This window comes from Stenotrophomonas sp. PI_27 (genome assembly GCF_027854495.1).
In the GTDB taxonomy this organism is placed as follows: Bacteria; Pseudomonadota; Gammaproteobacteria; order Xanthomonadales; family Xanthomonadaceae; genus Stenotrophomonas; species Stenotrophomonas pavanii.
The window spans coordinates 82,888-98,137 of record NZ_JAJNOF010000002.1; the positions used below are offsets into that span (position 1 = coordinate 82,888).

General features: G+C 61.7%; 12 protein-coding genes, 1 tRNA gene and 1 pseudogene. 6 read left to right on the forward strand and 8 right to left on the reverse strand.

The window, feature by feature from the left end; genetic code table 11:
- Positions 1-825 precede the first annotated feature (825 nt).
- Both LRM18_RS02615 and LRM18_RS02620 read left to right on the forward strand, forming a co-directional pair.
- Complete coding sequence (locus LRM18_RS02615) at positions 826-1,281, forward strand: Pycsar system effector family protein (RefSeq protein WP_270950826.1); 456 nt, start codon at positions 826-828, stop codon at positions 1,279-1,281.
- A 1-nt stretch (position 1,282) separates the two neighbouring features.
- Complete coding sequence (locus tag LRM18_RS02620; protein WP_164109236.1) at positions 1,283-2,104, forward strand: adenylate/guanylate cyclase domain-containing protein; 822 nt, start codon at positions 1,283-1,285, stop codon at positions 2,102-2,104.
- A gap of 214 nt (positions 2,105-2,318) precedes the next feature.
- Here LRM18_RS02620 and LRM18_RS02625 read toward each other — a convergent pair whose 3' ends face one another.
- Together LRM18_RS02625 and LRM18_RS02630 are read right to left on the reverse strand one after the other, a co-directional pair.
- Positions 2,319-3,653: a protein kinase gene (locus tag LRM18_RS02625; RefSeq protein ID WP_270950830.1), complete on the reverse strand. Its 1,335-nt coding sequence runs from the start codon at positions 3,651-3,653 to the stop codon at positions 2,319-2,321.
- A gap of 169 nt (positions 3,654-3,822) precedes the next feature.
- Complete coding sequence (locus LRM18_RS02630; RefSeq protein WP_270950832.1) at positions 3,823-4,536, reverse strand: hypothetical protein; 714 nt, start codon at positions 4,534-4,536, stop codon at positions 3,823-3,825.
- Between the two features lie 167 nt (positions 4,537-4,703).
- Here LRM18_RS02630 and LRM18_RS02635 point away from each other — a divergent pair.
- Together LRM18_RS02635 and LRM18_RS02645 are read left to right on the forward strand one after the other, a co-directional pair.
- Positions 4,704-5,458 (forward strand): annotated as a pseudogene (locus LRM18_RS02635) (hypothetical protein).
- Positions 5,459-5,673: 215 nt separating this feature from the next.
- Entirely contained in the window at positions 5,674-7,707 is a 2,034-nt protein-coding gene (locus tag LRM18_RS02645; protein ID WP_014647148.1) for an ATP-binding protein, read from the forward strand.
- Between the two features lie 303 nt (positions 7,708-8,010).
- Here the strand turns inward: LRM18_RS02645 and LRM18_RS02650 are convergent.
- Positions 8,011-8,124, reverse strand: a tRNA-OTHER gene (locus LRM18_RS02650).
- A gap of 558 nt (positions 8,125-8,682) precedes the next feature.
- Here LRM18_RS02650 and LRM18_RS02655 point away from each other — a divergent pair.
- Positions 8,683-9,039, forward strand: a complete 357-nt coding sequence (locus LRM18_RS02655; RefSeq protein ID WP_270950839.1) for a hypothetical protein — start codon at positions 8,683-8,685, stop codon at positions 9,037-9,039.
- Entirely contained in the window at positions 9,040-9,510 is a 471-nt protein-coding gene (locus LRM18_RS02660) for a hypothetical protein (RefSeq protein WP_270950841.1), read from the forward strand.
- Between the two features lie 39 nt (positions 9,511-9,549).
- On the opposite strand, the gene LRM18_RS02665 is transcribed toward LRM18_RS02660, so the two are convergent.
- From LRM18_RS02665 to paoA, 5 genes are read right to left on the reverse strand one after another with little or no spacing between them, the layout of a single operon-like run.
- The gene (locus tag LRM18_RS02665) at positions 9,550-10,176 is read right to left on the reverse strand and encodes a nucleotidyltransferase family protein (protein WP_270950843.1); all 627 of its coding nucleotides are present in this window, start codon (positions 10,174-10,176) and stop codon (positions 9,550-9,552) included.
- A complete protein-coding gene (locus tag LRM18_RS02670) occupies positions 10,152-11,213 on the reverse strand; it encodes an XdhC/CoxI family protein (protein ID WP_270950845.1) in 1,062 nt (353 codons plus the stop codon). The genes LRM18_RS02665 and LRM18_RS02670 overlap by 25 nt, the downstream gene beginning before the upstream one ends.
- Before the next feature lie 9 nt (positions 11,214-11,222).
- Positions 11,223-13,427: an aldehyde oxidoreductase molybdenum-binding subunit PaoC gene (gene paoC, locus LRM18_RS02675; RefSeq protein ID WP_270950847.1), complete on the reverse strand. Its 2,205-nt coding sequence runs from the start codon at positions 13,425-13,427 to the stop codon at positions 11,223-11,225.
- Positions 13,427-14,377 (reverse strand): xanthine dehydrogenase family protein subunit M, encoded by a 951-nt coding sequence (locus LRM18_RS02680; protein ID WP_270950849.1) that lies wholly within the window; start codon positions 14,375-14,377, stop codon positions 13,427-13,429. The genes paoC and LRM18_RS02680 overlap by 1 nt, the downstream gene beginning before the upstream one ends.
- Positions 14,374-15,021 (reverse strand): aldehyde dehydrogenase iron-sulfur subunit PaoA, encoded by a 648-nt coding sequence (paoA, locus tag LRM18_RS02685; RefSeq protein WP_014647154.1) that lies wholly within the window; start codon positions 15,019-15,021, stop codon positions 14,374-14,376. The genes LRM18_RS02680 and paoA overlap by 4 nt, the downstream gene beginning before the upstream one ends.
- Positions 15,022-15,250: the final 229 nt, after the last annotated feature.

The following is a 15,250-nucleotide window of genomic DNA, read 5'->3' on the forward strand; positions in this document are numbered from 1 at the left end:
GAAATCCTTGGTCCTGAACGCAAGGGGCCAAGCGCATGCGCGACTGGAGCCCCCGAAGTCTCGACATCAAGCTGGTGCAAGTTGCTATTCCGGACAGGCGCAGCTTTAGCGCGTACCGGCAGGCATGCCGAACGCGTTCTCGGGTGCTCGGCGGCCAGCCCAGCAGAGGCGCAGGAGCGGTAGAGTGAGGGGAACTTCGATCAAGAGCCGTAATCGCCAGGATCGGGGCGGTTACATACCGCCGCAGGGCGGTAGCTAAGGTAAGAAAAGAAGCTCACAACGGCTTCCCGCCAGTAACATAATATACATTATGCGAAATCATGGATCGGCCGAATCCGAGCCTTCGTCTCTTCCGCATGGCAATGGCTGGGCCTCTGGCTCGGCTCTTGCCTGCGACCTCAGACTCCGGCCAAGGCCGTATTGACTTGACCGGCCCTTGGGCCGGTTTCGGATTCAAATGTGGACACTTTTCACACCCGAAGGTCATCAGCTGGAGCCGTGCGACATGCCTTGGTGGGCCCTGACTTGCAAGATTGCCCGGGAATGGCGACTGATGATGGCGGAGGCTGTCCCTCCGGGCTTCGGCCACCCGGAGAGTCTCGTCCACGGCGAAATCTAGCGTCATCTACCTTGCCGATGCCCTCAGAATCCGCAGAGAACGGCAGTTGGGCATGTGTGCGCGTCCAATGTGGTCTACATGACTCGTGGGCCGAGGTCACGCCAGCGCGTGTAAGGCGCTCTCGTGCGGCGACGCCCCTACACCCCAGGAGACGCGGCTGCAGCCCGGTTTGGCGTAATCTTTCCAAAATTTCTTTTGGGGTGCCCATGGACAGGCGGAATTTTCCATCGACGGTAAACGGATATCTGAATCAATACGTCCAGTTGATGGATGTGAAGGCAACGGCGGTGGCAGCTGCGGCGCTTGTGCTTATCGGGTTGGGTCTTTCCGATCAGGTAAAGAGCGCCGATCCAATCCTGCGGATCGTGGGGGTTTCATTCGCTGGGGTGGCATCGTTCTACGCGCTGCATACAGTGCTTCCCAGAACGCCTCATAGCGGAAATGGGCATATCTTCTGGACTGATGTCTCGGGCTTTAAGAGCGCAGAGGACTACTGGAAATCAGTTGAGAAATTGACAGACGAAGACATCGGGCGGGAGTACGCGCGCCAGAATTTTGAGGTGAGTCGGATTCTCATCAGGAAGACGCTCCATGTTCGACGAGCGATAGTCTGGTTCGGAGCCGCCTGCGCTTCAATTGCCCTCGCAGTTGCGGTGAACTGACATGAGCCCTCGCCTTTCATTTGCGGACTACAGCGGCTATGTCTCAGCCCTCGCAAATAGCGTCCCGACGACGATTGAGCGCCTGAGTGATATCACCAGCGGGCGTGTAGCGCCATCCGTAGAGGATCTCTCTATCGGTTCAGCGCGCAGTGTAACGGCTGCCGTGATCTTCTTCGACATCCGCGGCTTCACTAGAAGGACGTCCTCGTCGCAAATTGATGAGCTAAAGAAGACTCTTTTCATGCTGAACTGCGTGATTCCTTCCATGATGCGCGTCCTTTTCAGGCACGGCGCTTACGTTGAGAAGAATACTGGTGATGGCTTGATGGCGGTGTTGGGCGTTGGTGAAAACGCTGCCTCGATCGCATCTAAGGCGCTTTCCGCATGTAGCGAAATGTTGTTCGTGCTGGAGGATGTTGTGAATCCAGTCCTGAAGCAGCACGGGATCGAGCGAGTGGACGCTCGAGTCGGTGTCGATCTAGGCGACATTCTTCTCGCCCGTATTGGGGTGCCGCGAGGGGCTGCTAGTCACGATCGTAGCTCACTCACAGCAGTGGGGCCCGCGGCAAATATTGCATGCAAGCTGCAGGGCTTGGCCGGCACCAATGAGATATTCTGCGGGGACCGTCTTCGCGCAGGAGAATCATTGCTGGGTCAGGCATTCTTTGTCGATGTTACACCCCCGGACTGGACATGGGTCTATGGCGGCGGCGGACGCTACTCATGTTGGAGGTATACCCGTAAAACGGTGAGACCTACTTCACCGACAATATTGGGCGGAGGGCTTCTAAGAAATTTTGTGCCGACGGATGGGCCACGGTAATTTGAGAATGGCCGGATGCGGCGGGCCTTCTGGGAACGTGCAGAAGGGCATTTGCCAACGTACGATCAGGCCGTTCCCATTTGCCGCGGCGGCAGCCGGCCGTGTCTCGCTCGCGCTCGTCACAGACGTCCCGCTGCAGCCCTGATGCGCTCGGCGGTCGAAACAGACTGCTCATCAATCGGCCGCCGAAAGCTCATCTAGGCTATTCATTTACTCAGTACTCAAGTAGATTCATGAATGCACGCTGGGCAGCCACCTTCCGTACGAACGCGCCTAGCACCAGGGCGAAGAAAATGTCTGCGTGGTGGCGCACCTCTTCGTTCAACCTGATGGTGTCTACTGCGTGCCCTTGGTAGTAATCGCTACGCTCGCCGTCAACGCTGAATGTGCAGACGATATCCGCCTCGTTCATCTGTATCACGTGTCGTGATGACACTTCCTGCCCCCCTGTGGCGTGTGTAAAAGTCACGGACGTAACCCAAGAGTCGTTCTCTCGAAGCGGGCTGCCCGCCATCATCGACGGAACGAGTTGCTGTGATTCGCTAAGCTCTCGAATACGCTGCTCAAAGGCAACAGCGGCCCCTCGCATGGACATGAGGACGATGTGGCGCTGTGCCGTCTCGTGCTCACTCATCATTTCCTGATATCGCGCCACCGATTCCGCCATGTCGACGGGTTGAGCGGTCTGGCGAGGGTGTTGAATCTCATCAATGCGCTCGATTAGATTGTCGATTGATTGGAAGCGCAGATTTGGCGCAAGCTGGAAACCGACATCAAAGATGCTGGTTAGCCTATCCATCCTGGGGTCATCTTTAGTTGTAGTCGGAAAAGAATTGCGCAGGCGCTTATGGGGTGGTTCGCCGCCCCCGCCGAACGACAACGTTCGCGGGTATTCGTTTGTCAGAAGGTAGAAAAGTATTGCAACCACGAAGGTAACGTCCGATCTGGGGTCATTGCGCAGCTGGCCAGCGGTCATCTCCGGCAGGCGCACAAAGCGATTCCCGAGTTCCTGCCCTGCTCGCGTATGCCACCCGTCCTCGCGATCTTCGAGGGGGAGCCAGGCGATGCCGAAGTCGACCAGATGCAGCTTCCCTGCTGTGTCAACAATAATGTTCTCTGGCTTGATGTCGCGATGCAGGACGCCATTGGCATGACATCTTTCAACAATGCGCGCTAGTGACAGTGCAATTTCCAGCGATTCGTCGATAGGCATGGGCGCTGTCACGTACTGCTGCAGGTTATTACCGTCAATCCAGGCCTGGACGAGGTAAAGCTCTTCGTCATCTGCGGCTTGGCTAACGTTAGATTCAAAGATTTGGGGGACGCCGTCCCCTTGAACTTTTATTAGTCCCGCAACCTCTTGCTTCATTCGCCTCCGGCGCTCGTCACGATCTTGTGGATCTGGGAGCATTTCTTTCAGTGCGCCAAGCCGTCCACAGACGTTTCCGCGAACTTGCGTAATGGAGCCCTGTCCGCCGCCACGTTTTTTTACGCCCTCGACGGCGGTCCATCTGTCATTCCAAAGGAGAGGCTGAGCCTGAGTTTTCACGAGATTTCCAATTATTTAAAGGGTTCTTGCTGCTGAAATGCAGGTGCCTTTTTTTCCATCTAGCTAGCTGAGAGAGGTGCGGTGCTGAGTATCTCCAAGGATCAACTGACCACCCTGCGTTGATCTCGAGCATCTGCGGCCATTCACCACCTCAGATAGAAATTCCTCATCACGATTGGGTTGACTTGACAGGCATCACACGCTTTTGCGCGATCTCCAGCTTATTGACGTCCTCCGCAGGCACAAGAAGCACAACTTTCCCCGCTGGCTCCCACAGCACGTAACTATCACCTAAGCGACCCGCAAGTTCCAGGCCGCCTTGTACTTTGCCATCAATTGTCACACTCACCGTGGACGGGTTTCCGCTGGCAGTGATCTCCTTGGCGCGCCGCGATCCAAGCCAACTCGAAGAAATCGACACGTAGACAAGCATTACGAGAGCATAGATCAGCCACGGCGAGTCCTTTACGGCGGTTGGGAGCACTGGTGACAGGCGCACAGCTATTGCATATATGCCCACCGAGGCTGCACCTATCAGAAGGGACCATCCGTTCGACCACCAAAGCACTGCCACCAGACCCACAAGACAAAGCACCATCGCCAACCACGCCAGCAGGCTGGATTTAGACTTGCTCGCCGTCACCTTTCCTTCGATCCAGCCACCAAGTAGCAACGCAACCGGCAGGAACAACAACACCATGCCAATGCTCGCAAGGCCCGCCAGCGCAAGCTCGCTTACGGCGACAAACTGAAAGGGATCCAGTCCGAAATGGCCCCAGTACGCCTTCAGATAGAAGGCGCCTTGAATCAATCCAAAGGTGACGAGCGCCGAACCCCATCCAGCAACATCGGCCATCGTCAGTGTCTTTTTCGTACGCTCCATGTATCCCCCTTCCATCAATGCAGCTCGGCCACATAGTGGCATGCAGCGCTCCGCCCTGCAGAATCCACTCCATTAACGTGACGCGTCACGCCCGATCGCCCCACCCCATTGGCGCCCCACCCCTCCCCCACTATAGTCCCACCCCTCACAAGGACGAGGCGGCATACATGCCCTATATCGGAATCGGACTCCACGTGCTGGCGGCCATCTACTTCGCGGTGCACGCCATCCGCTCGGGCCAGAGCCTCTACTGGCTGATCCTGCTCTTCTCGTTCCCGCTGCTCGGTAGCGTCGTCTACTTCCTGGCGATCTACTTCCCGGAAGCCCGTAACTCGCGCGGCGCGCGGCAGGTGGTCCGCTCCGCCAAGCAGCTCATGGACCCGGGCCAGGACCTGCGCAACGCTCGCGTCGAGCTGGCGCGCACGCCCACCGTGCAGAACCGTGTTCGCCTGGGCATGACGCTGCTCGATGCCGGCCAGGCGGAGGAAGCCAGAACCCTGCTTGAGCAGGCCGCAAGCTCGCCACTGGGTGACGACCCTTACATTCTGACCGGCCTGGCCCGTGCCCGCCTCGAGTCCAGGCACGCCGCACTTGCGGTGGAGACGCTGGATGGTCTGTTTGCTCGACACCCGGACGTGCGCCGTAAGTCGGAACAGACCCTGCTCTATGCGCAGGCACTGGCAGCCTCTCAGGCGCCCGGTGCGCGCGCCGCGTTCGACCGCGCCGTCGAATGCGGAAGCGATGCGACTGCGCGCTGCCTCTACGCCGAGTGCTGATGGCACAACCGCAGCCTGCCGACCGTGAGCAGGCCCGCAGCCTGTTCGCCAGCATCATCGACGATGCCCAGCACTGGTCGCGCCACGCGCGCAGCCACAATGCCGCGTGGTTGGAGCGGAGCAAGGTTGCGCTGAAAGGCTACTGACGCCTGACGGCCCTTATTAGCAATCCTGTCGCATCCGCCCACTTACGGCCTCGCCGAATGGATGCAGACAGGCCTCGGGATCGCATCAAGTCAGTCGTGGATTGACCTAGCCTACGGGCCTAAGATCGCATACACAGGAAGGGCAGGCTGCGGTACATTCTCAGTCACTGAGACCTCCGGCGCGCATCCTGCGCCCCATGGACACTGGCCTCTGCATGCGCACCGACTTTCCCTCCAGCCATCAAGGATTGAGCGTGGCTATTCGCACTGTAACGAGTGAAACCCGAATTACCGGCGAAGGCATCAAGAAACACTTCAGGTCAACTGATCCAATTCAGGCCATCTATGAACTGGTTTGGAATGGGCTCGATGCCGGAGCTTCGAAGATCGCCGTGCGCCAGCTTCGCAATGAGCTCGGCGGTGTCACAGAGATACTAGTGCAAGACGACGGCGAAGGCATCCGCTTCGACACTCCGGAGGCTAACTTCGGTCTTTTCAATGACTCGGCGAAGAAACTCGACGTGGCACAGCACGGCTCGCACGGCCGTGGCAGGCTCGCCTTTCATCGCCTATCCCATCAGGCTGAGTGGCACACCCGCCATCAAGGCAGGGATGCGCTTATTTCAATTGACGAAAGCGATATCCGCAAGTTTTCTATCAGAGAAGGCGATGTGGGCCAATACGTAACGGGGCCGTCCGGCACGACGGTGGTGCTCAGTCGTTTGCACAGTCAGCTGCCTGGTCGGGAAGAAATGCTAGCGGCATTCAGCCAGACCTTTGGCTGGTACTTGGCGCTGCATACTGCTAAGCACTTGAATATTGATGGCGAGGTCGTGCCCATCCCCGCTCATGAGCTGAGCGGGCATCTGCTTAAGCTTGAGGGTACCCCTTTCAAGGTGGACGTTATTCGCTGGATCGACAGGCCTAACGATGAAAAATCATATGTATATCTGATCGACAGCGCCGGACGCACGGTTCACCGTCAGTTGAGCAGTTTGAACAACAAGAAGAACTTCCATCTCAGTGTATATGTCGCCTCACCCTGGGCCGACTCTTATGCGGATTCTGCCGATTTACTTAATCCCAAGGCAAACACGAGGGGCTCGCGAATTTGGGCGGAGCTGGAAAAGAACGTATCTGCAATTACGCGGGCGATCTACGAACAATTCCTGCGTGACGAGGCGGAAAAGAAGGTGGCGCAGTTTGAGGAGGATGGTCACTTTCCAAGCTATGCGGGGCTGGAGCCTCCTGAGGCAGCGTGGCGCCTGGAAAACACCAAGGAGCTCGTTAAGAACATCTACGTTGCAGATCCGACATTGTTCTCGCTCAACAAGAAACAGATCAAGGTGCTCATTCGCCTCCTTGATCGCCTGGCAATCTCCGACGAGAACGATTCTCTGTGGGAGATTTTGAATGGTGTTCTTGATCTCGACCAACAAGCTTCAAGCGCACTTGCTGCGCAGCTGCAGAGGACAACGCTGGAAAATATCGTCAACACGATTGAGGTCCTTCAGCGGAGGATCAACACCATTCAGGAGCTCAGGGTGCTGATGCAAGAGCACTACGCCGAAGTTCGGGAAACTCCTGATCTGCAAAGGATCATTGAAAATCACACGTGGCTTTTCGGCCCCCAATACGAGATCCTCGGCGCCGAAGAGGCAACCTTTACCGAGATCACGCGAAAGCACCGCAACATGGTGCCAGGCATTCATAGCGTTGATCCTGAAGATCTCGAGGGTGATGCTTCTTTCGCCGGAGCATCACGCCAGCCGGATCTGTTCTTGGCTCGAAAAGTGCCGTGCTTCGATAGCTTCGGTAAAGCGATGTACCGCTGCGTAGTTATTGAAATCAAGCGGCCAAGCGTCTCTTTGAATATCAAGCACATGCGTCAGTTGGACGACTATGCTGGAATCCTAAGGAAGCACCCGGCCTTTAGCAGCGACCACATCAAATTTGAGCTAATTTTGGTCGGACGCAAGATATCCGATGCCGACACCGAGATTGCTGACCGACTGCGTGATAAGGCAGCGAGCGGTGAGCCGGGGCTCTATCACAACGACGGAAAGTCCAAACGGTATATCCTCAACTGGTACACATTGCTCGATGGCCACGAGTTGGCCAACAAGGCGTTGATCGATAGCTTGCGACTACGTCGCAACGATCTTACAGATACCTCACAGGAGTCGCTGGTTAGACAGTTGCAAGGGGCTGAGCCGCTGCGATTCGATGGCGCGACCGTTGATGCGTGATGGCGAGCAACATAGAGGCCCATTAAATGCCAGCAGAAGTTGCTTAGTTCATCCTCTTCGCTCGAGGTGCGGCAGGTCCGCAGGCAGGTGTCGGGAGCGACTGTTGCTCGTCGTGATCAGTACGAAAGCGGGTCGCCAGGCGCGACAGCATTGGTCTGGCCCATGGCTTCCGCTCCATAATTGGAGCGGCGCAGTCGTGCGCGATGCGCGGATTTACCTGCGACGCACTTTACCTGAGCCTAGCCGGCTACCTTGGGATGAGTATCGAGAAAAACCCCGCCCAGGCGGGGTTCCATGTCAAGCTGGTGCACCAGACGAGATTCGAACTCGTATCTCCGAAGAGACACCTTTCCTTGGATCCCTCTGATGAAGAAGCCAAGGCAAAGATTGCGTGTATGCCAATTCCACCACTGGTGCGGAATTTGATTATACCAATGCAGTAGTCGGGTAGTCAAGGCACGGGGCACTGCCAAGACAGTTTGCTGGAAGCGGACAAAATCCCGGGGAAGGGATACTGACTTATGACAGCCCTTGGCAATTCTGTCGCATCCGCCTCGCTCATGGTCCCGCCAGGCCGATGCCGACAGCCCGTAGGCCCGCGCCGCCGACATCGCCAACAGCCTTGCAGCGCAACGCTCCAGCCTCATTGCGCCGCATGCAACGATTCTGAAAGTGTTGAATGTGGTGACGGCATCGGCCTTACTGCATTGGCATCGCGCACAGCCGGGCGTATTCCTTTCCGTGCCACCGAAAACAGGTGGCCGGGATTCGAAACCCCGGTTCTACGCTGAAGTAAACGCTTGCCAGCCGGCATCACCCCTCAGGTGGTGCCGGCTGGCAATCCGTCGGCCGACTATGGCGGGCGGTGCGTGGAGGCCTTGTGCCTGCCGGTTTAGCGTAGACCGGGTTTCGAACCACGCACCGTCCGCCACCTTTATCGGTGGCGGCTTCTGCATGCGCGCAAGGAGCCCTGCCATGAACCAGCCCCACTCCCCTACCCCGAACCCGATCCACGACGCGCCCGCCAACGGCCCCGCACTGGACCCGAACACCCTCATCGCCCTGCTCCACAGCATCGGCTCGGGCGCTGCCTCCGATGGCCAGCCGTGGCCGGAACGCCATCAGATGCCCGGCCGACGCATCGCCTTGGCGGACACCGACTGCTCGCTGGCGGGTCTTCGGGTGGTGCTGGAGATCTGGCTGGCCGCGCAGCGCGCCCGCGAGAACGGCGAACTGGAACAGTACGTTGGCCCTCGCGTCATGGAGGGCCTGATCATGGCCGGAATCGGCCTTACCGCACACGCCAGTACCCGACTGCATCCGGAGGGCTGAGTGGCGTGGTGCCGCTGGGCGGCCAACGCGCTCTGTCTTGTGGTGGTGGTTGCGGCACAGGCGAAGTGGCCGGCGACGCCGGTGCCCTCGCCTGTCGCGTTCCAAAGCATCAACGACGATCGATTCTCACAACTGCGCCGCCAGGCGATGCAGTTCGTGGACTCTCGGCCACGACAGGGCTTCCAGTTCGTCGAGCGGCGCCGAGATGCCGAGTTCCAGGTTCATTGCCGGGGCATACCCGTGCTGTGGATGGAGAGGCGCTCGCACCATCTGCTGTTGCAGGTCTCACTGGACGCGGAGCAGCGGGCGCCCGCCGTTGTGCAGCTTGGCACGTTGCTTCAATGGCAGCTGGAGCCGGTGGGCTATCTGGAGCAGGTGCTGGCTGACGTGCCGGAACCTGTTCTGTTGGATCGGGTGCTGCAGATGTTCGGGGGCGAGGTGCCTGAGGGCGCGCGATGTGGCCCGCACTAGTCACCTGCGCGACAGGCATTGGCCCAATGACCATGCGGGTCACCTCCCGGCATCGATCCAACCCGCATCGCGCGCACGCGCAAGATCTTCTGGCGTATCGATATCCAGGCCCAGTTCCGGTGCCTGCAGGACATGCACCGTATCGACAGGAAGTTGCCGCAGGCGCGCTCCGAAACCGCGGTCACCGGATGCACCGACAGCGGTGAACCAGGCGCGCGGCACGACTGCGGGAACGCCAAGCGCATTTCCGTGGCGGGTGCCCGCGCACGTTGACGCTGCGGCGCGGGCACCCAAAAGCAGCGCCTGCAGATGGGAGCGCTCGATTGCGGGCTGGTCGCATGCCAGGATCATCACCGCGGTCACCGTGGGCAGCAGGTGTGCGCCGGCAACCTGCAGACTGCTCGCCAGGCCACGCTCCCAGTGGTGGTTGGTTACCGGAGTGGCATCCAGCCCGTCAATGCTGGATGTCACGGCCTGTGCGTTCGCGCCCACCACGACCAGTACCTGCGCTGGCGCGACCTCCCCCGCCAATCGCACCACGCGATGTACCAGGGTCTCGCCCTGCCGGGTGAGGAGCTGCTTGGGCTGGCCAAGTCGGGTGCTCCCGCCGGCAGCAAGCACGATGACGGCAAGCGCGTCAGTCACCTGCCGTGCGCGCTTCGCCATTGCTGCAGCTGCGCGGCGATGCTGAGCGAAATCGCCTCTGGCCCTCGGCCGCCGATGTTCAGGCCGACCGGTGATTGAAGTCTCGGGGACAGGCGGTGGCGCTGATCCGGTGTCAGCAGCTTGAACAGGTCCTCGCGCCTTCGCCGCGGCCCCAGCAGTCCAACGAACGCGACGTTGGTATCAGCCAGGGCCACCAGCGCCTCCCGGTCCAGTTCGAAATCGTGATGCATCACCAGTGCCGCGTCGCACTGGTCGCCATGAAGGGCATCGGCCGGGCTGGTCTGAAGATGCGCATCCGCGCACTGCCCGGCTGAGACCCAGCGCGCTCGCCGTTCGGCCACGCTGACCCGCCATCCCAGGCCGCGCAGCAACGGAACCAGGAAGGGCGTTTCGGGGCCGCCCCCCAACACCAGGGCGCGCGGAAGCCGGGGCAACGGCAAACGCCACTCGCCCTCGCCAAAGGGCTGCGTACCCTCCATCGGATGCAGCTGCCACGCCTGCTCGCGATGGCCGGCACGGAAAATGACCTGCCCCGACGTGCGAAGGTCGCGCTGGAGTGACACACCCTCGCGCAACCAAGCTTCGATCACGTCGTCGATGCCGGCCATGGCACGCAATGGCAGGAGCGCAATCCGAAGCCGGCCGCGGCAGCCGAGCGCGGACCCGCTCAACAGGTCGTCGTCACTGCGGGTGTCGATCTCGATCCAGTCGACCTGCCCTGCCGCACTTACCTGCTCCGCGCGTCGCGCGAGCTCGGGCTCCAGGCATCCGCCGCTCAGCCAGCCGACCTGGCTGCCGTTGCAGAACAGCACCATGTCGCCGGCACCGGCGTAAGTGGAGCCATCGGTTTCCAGCACCAGCGCGAGCACGGCGTGCTCCCCCGCGCGCACGCGCGTCAAGGCCGTCTCGAGTACGCCGCGCGGGCTGCCTTCGGCGAGGAAACCTGGCGCTGCGGACAGGTCCTCGGCAAGATCGCCGGGCTCCCCTCCGCCTGCGGCGGAGGCCTCCAGAGTGGGCGAGGCTGCGGGTCGGTCCATGCGCAAGGGTCAGCCCACGTCGGGCAAGCCGGGCAACAGCTTGTCCAGGGTAATGGGATAGTTGCGCACGCGCACGCCGGTTGCGTTGTAGATCGCATTGGCGATCGCGGCGCCAACCCCGCAGATGCCCAGTTCGCCCACACCCTTGGCCTTCATCGGCGAGATCACCGGATCCAGCGTGTCGAGGAAGACCACTTCCTGGTACGGAATGTCGGCGTGCACGGGAACCTCGTAGCCGGCCAGGTCGTGGTTGATGAACAAACCAAGCCGTTTGTCGACCACCAGCTCCTCCATCAGGGTCGCGCCCGCACCCATCACCATCCCGCCGATGACCTGGCTGCGTGCAGACAGCGGATTGAGGATCCGGCCGCCGTCGCATACGGCAAGCATGCGACGAATGCGCGTTTCTCCAGTGTAGGCATGCACGGCGACCTCGCAGAAATGCCCTGCATAGGTGCCGACGTCGTAGCCTTGTTTGAAGTCGCCGAAGGCAATGCCGTCCTCCGCCGACAGGGTTCCCGCCTCCGCCAGCTTGATGGTCCGACCACCCGCTTGGATGCGGCCATTGGCGAAGTCTGCGGTGTCGCCGTCGAAGCCGAGTTTCTCGCCCACCTTGCGGCGCAGGCTGACGCACGCCGCGTACACGCCCGCGGTGGAGCTTGCCGCGCCCCACTGGCCGCCGGAACCGGCAGAGGCGGGATGACGGGAGTCACCGAGGGTGACCTGGACCTGGTCCAGCGGCACGCCCATGGTCTCGGCTGCCGTCTGCGCGATGATCGTGTAGGAGCCGGTGCCGATGTCGGTCATGTCGGTCTCGACAATCACCCCGCCCTGGCCGTCAAGCCGGACCCGCGCCGCCGACTTCATCGTCGGTGCGCCGCGATAGCCCGCGGACACGCCCATGCCGACCAGCCAATGCCCTTCCCTGACCTGCGCCGGCCTGACGTTGCGCTTGTTCCAGTTGAAGCGCTCCGCGCCTTCGCGCAGGCAGCGCACCAGGTTGCGGTCGGAGAACTTCTTGGACGGGTCGCCGGGCACGACCTCGGGCTCGTTGAGGATGCGGAACGCGATCGGATCGAGGCCCAGCTTCTCGGCCATTTCGTCCATCGCCACTTCCAGCGCCATGTGGCCCGGTGCTTCGCCCGGTGCGCGCATCGCATTGCCTTCGGGCATGTCGAGCGTGGCGATGTAGTTGGCCACCAGGCGGTTGGCGCCTGCATAGAGCTTGGGCGTCTGCAGGGTACCGTTTTCGCCATCCTCGCCGTTGATGTTGCCCGACCAGTTCTCATGGGCGATGGCGGAGATCCGGCCATCCTTTCCGCAGCCGATCCGCACGCGCTGGAGGGTGGCGTGCCGGTGCGTGGTGTTGTTGGGCATCAACGGGCGTTGCAGCGCGATCTTCACCGGTCGCCCGACCTGCTTGGCGGCCAACGCGGCCAGCACCGCGTCGGCACGGATGAACAGCTTGCCGCCGAAGCCGCCGCCGACATAGGGCGAGTCCACGCGCACCTTGGCAGGATCGATGCCGAGGATCGCCGCCATGCCCTGCCTGGCCCAGTCGATCATCTGGTTTGCCGTCCACAGCGTGAGCGTGTCACCCTCCCAAGCGGCGATGGTGGCGTGCGGCTCCATCATCGAATGACTTTCGTCGGAGGTGTGATAGGTCTCGTCGAGCTTGACCGCGGCGCTCGCGTAGGCGGTGTCGAAATCGCCCAACGCCTGCCGGTCGGGCTTGCCGTCACGCCCCTTTGCCAGCGGTGCGGACGGTGCCAGGGCCGGGAAATCGAAGCGGCCCTTGCTGCGCTCGTAGCGGGTGCGGATCAGCGCCGCGGCGGCGCGGGCCTGCTCGAAGGTCTCTGCCACCACGCACGCGATGGCCTGGTGGTAGTGGGCCACTTCGGGTCCGCCGAACAGCGGCGCATTGTTCCAGTTCGATTTGCCGACCGGCTTGGTTTCCGGTGCGGTGATGACCGCCAGTACGCCGGGCGCGGCACGTGCGCGGGAGGCATCCATCGAAATGATGCGCCCCTTGCCGATGCCCGCACCGACGATGTAGCCGTAGGCCTGGTTTGGGGCCACGTCGTGGCGCTCGTAGGCATAGGGGGCGGTGCCGGTGGTCTTGCGTGGACCGTCGATGCGCGGCGTCGACTTGCCGACGACCTTGGCCCTGTCGAACAGGTTGTCGCCGGCGGGGGCGTTGAATTCAAGGGGCATCAGCGCTCTCCTTCCACCAGCACGGCTGCGAGGGTGCGCTCGGCGAGCGCGATCTTGAACGCATTCTCCCGCGTCGGACGGGCACCGGCGAACACCTGCCGGGCCGCGGCCTTTACGCCGTCGCGCAGCAGCGGTTCGGCCGCCTCGACGCGCCACGGCTTCGGCGCAACTCCACCGAAGGCGAACCGCGCCGAGCCGTCTCGCTGCACGACCGCGGCGACCGACACCAGTGCGAACGCATAGGACGCGCGGTCACGTACCTTGTGGTACACGTGCCGACCGCCCAGGGGCTTCGGCAGCGTGACGTGGGTGATCAGCTCACCGCGCTGCAGCACGTTGTCCTGCTGTGGCCTGTCGCCGGGGGAACGATGGAAATCGGCAATCGGGATGCTGCGCGTACTGCCGTCACCGCTGACGGTCTGGATCGAGGCGTCCAGCACCCGCAGGGCCACCGCCATGTCGCCCGGATAGGTCGCGATGCAGCTGTCCGAGGTGCCGATCACGCCCATCTGCCGGGAGAACCCCTCGAGTGCGCCGCAGCCCGACCCGGGCAGGCGCTTGTTGCAGGGCAGATGGGGGTCGTAGAAATACGGGCAGCGCGTGCGCTGCAGGAGGTTGCCGCCGGTGGTGGCCTTGTTGCGCAGCTGCCCGGAAGCGCCTGCCACGATCGCGCGGGTCAGCACCGCGTAGTCGCGGCGCACGCGCTCATGCGAGGCCAGCGCGGTATTGGTGACCAGCGTGCCGATGCGCAGGCCGCCCTCGTCGGTGGGTTCGATCCTGTCCAGGCCGATGTCCTGCACATCGACCAGGTGCGATGGCGTCTCGACCTCCAGCTTCATCAGGTCGAGCAGATTGGTCCCTCCGGCCAGGAACTTCGCGCCCTCGGTACCGGCGACGGCCTTGGCGGCCTCGGCCGGGGATCTGGCGCGTTCGTAACTGAAGGCCCTCATGAGCGCCTCCCTGCAGAGGTTACGCCAGCGACTTCTTCCATCGCTTCGGCAATGTTGGAATAGGCCCCGCAGCGGCAGAGGTTGCCGCTCATGCGTTCGCGCATTTCCATGTTGGTGGCCCGGGGCCGTGCACTGACGTCCGCCTGTACATGGCTGGGGACACCCCGCTTGATCTCGTCCAGTACCGCCACCGCCGAGCAGATCTGCCCTGGCGTGCAGTACCCGCACTGGTAGCCGTCATGCTTGATGAAGGCGGCCTGCATCGGATGCAGGTCATCGGGGGTTCCGAGGCCTTCGATGGTGGTGATGGCATCGCCCTGGTGCTGCACCGCCAGGCTGAGGCAGGCATTGATGCGCTCACCGTTGACCAGCACGGTGCAGGCACCGCATTGACCGTGGTCGCAGCCCTTCTTGGTCCCGGTCAGCTTCAGATGTTCGCGCAGCGCATCGAGCAGCGTGGTCCGGGTGTCGAGCTCAAGCTCCCGCCGCTTGCCGTTGACGGTCAACGCCACCGTGCTGATGACCGGCGGCCTGGGCGGCGGGGGCGTTGCCAGTTCGGCGGCGAGCGATGACGCCCCCGGTGCGGCGGACATTGCCACGGTCGTGACGCCGCCGGCGATCACCTGGCGACGCGTCAACTTCATTCCTTCATCACAACTTGGCACAGTGACCTCCTGGCGTTCGGGAAAATCCCGTGGCTGGATGGACGCGCTCACACTACCCAAGGGGCACTATGCCCATCTGCGGGGTACAGATCTGTGAAACCGGCCCGAGACGTGCCGGCATCATCGGCCGAGCCTGCTGGCCGGTCATCCTCAACGCCGCCTCTGGCAAGAGTGCGCCACTGACACTGATCCGCGCCACTTCCTCACT

Excerpts from the sequence above, each read along its gene's own strand:
- LRM18_RS02615 (WP_270950826.1), top strand. The coding sequence starts at position 826 with ATGGACAGGCGGAATTTTCCATCGACGGTAAACGGATATCTGAATCAA.
- LRM18_RS02620 (WP_164109236.1), top strand. The coding sequence starts at position 1,283 with ATGAGCCCTCGCCTTTCATTTGCGGACTACAGCGGCTATGTCTCAGCC.
- LRM18_RS02630 (WP_270950832.1), bottom strand. The coding sequence starts at position 4,536 with ATGGAGCGTACGAAAAAGACACTGACGATGGCCGATGTTGCTGGATGG.
- LRM18_RS02645 (WP_014647148.1), top strand. The coding sequence starts at position 5,674 with ATGCGCACCGACTTTCCCTCCAGCCATCAAGGATTGAGCGTGGCTATT.
- LRM18_RS02655 (WP_270950839.1), top strand. The coding sequence starts at position 8,683 with ATGAACCAGCCCCACTCCCCTACCCCGAACCCGATCCACGACGCGCCC.
- LRM18_RS02665 (WP_270950843.1), bottom strand. The coding sequence starts at position 10,176 with ATGGCGAAGCGCGCACGGCAGGTGACTGACGCGCTTGCCGTCATCGTG.
- LRM18_RS02670 (WP_270950845.1), bottom strand. The coding sequence starts at position 11,213 with ATGGACCGACCCGCAGCCTCGCCCACTCTGGAGGCCTCCGCCGCAGGC.
- paoC (WP_270950847.1), bottom strand. The coding sequence starts at position 13,427 with ATGCCCCTTGAATTCAACGCCCCCGCCGGCGACAACCTGTTCGACAGG.
- LRM18_RS02680 (WP_270950849.1), bottom strand. The coding sequence starts at position 14,377 with ATGAGGGCCTTCAGTTACGAACGCGCCAGATCCCCGGCCGAGGCCGCC.
- paoA (WP_014647154.1), bottom strand. The coding sequence starts at position 15,021 with ATGAAGTTGACGCGTCGCCAGGTGATCGCCGGCGGCGTCACGACCGTG.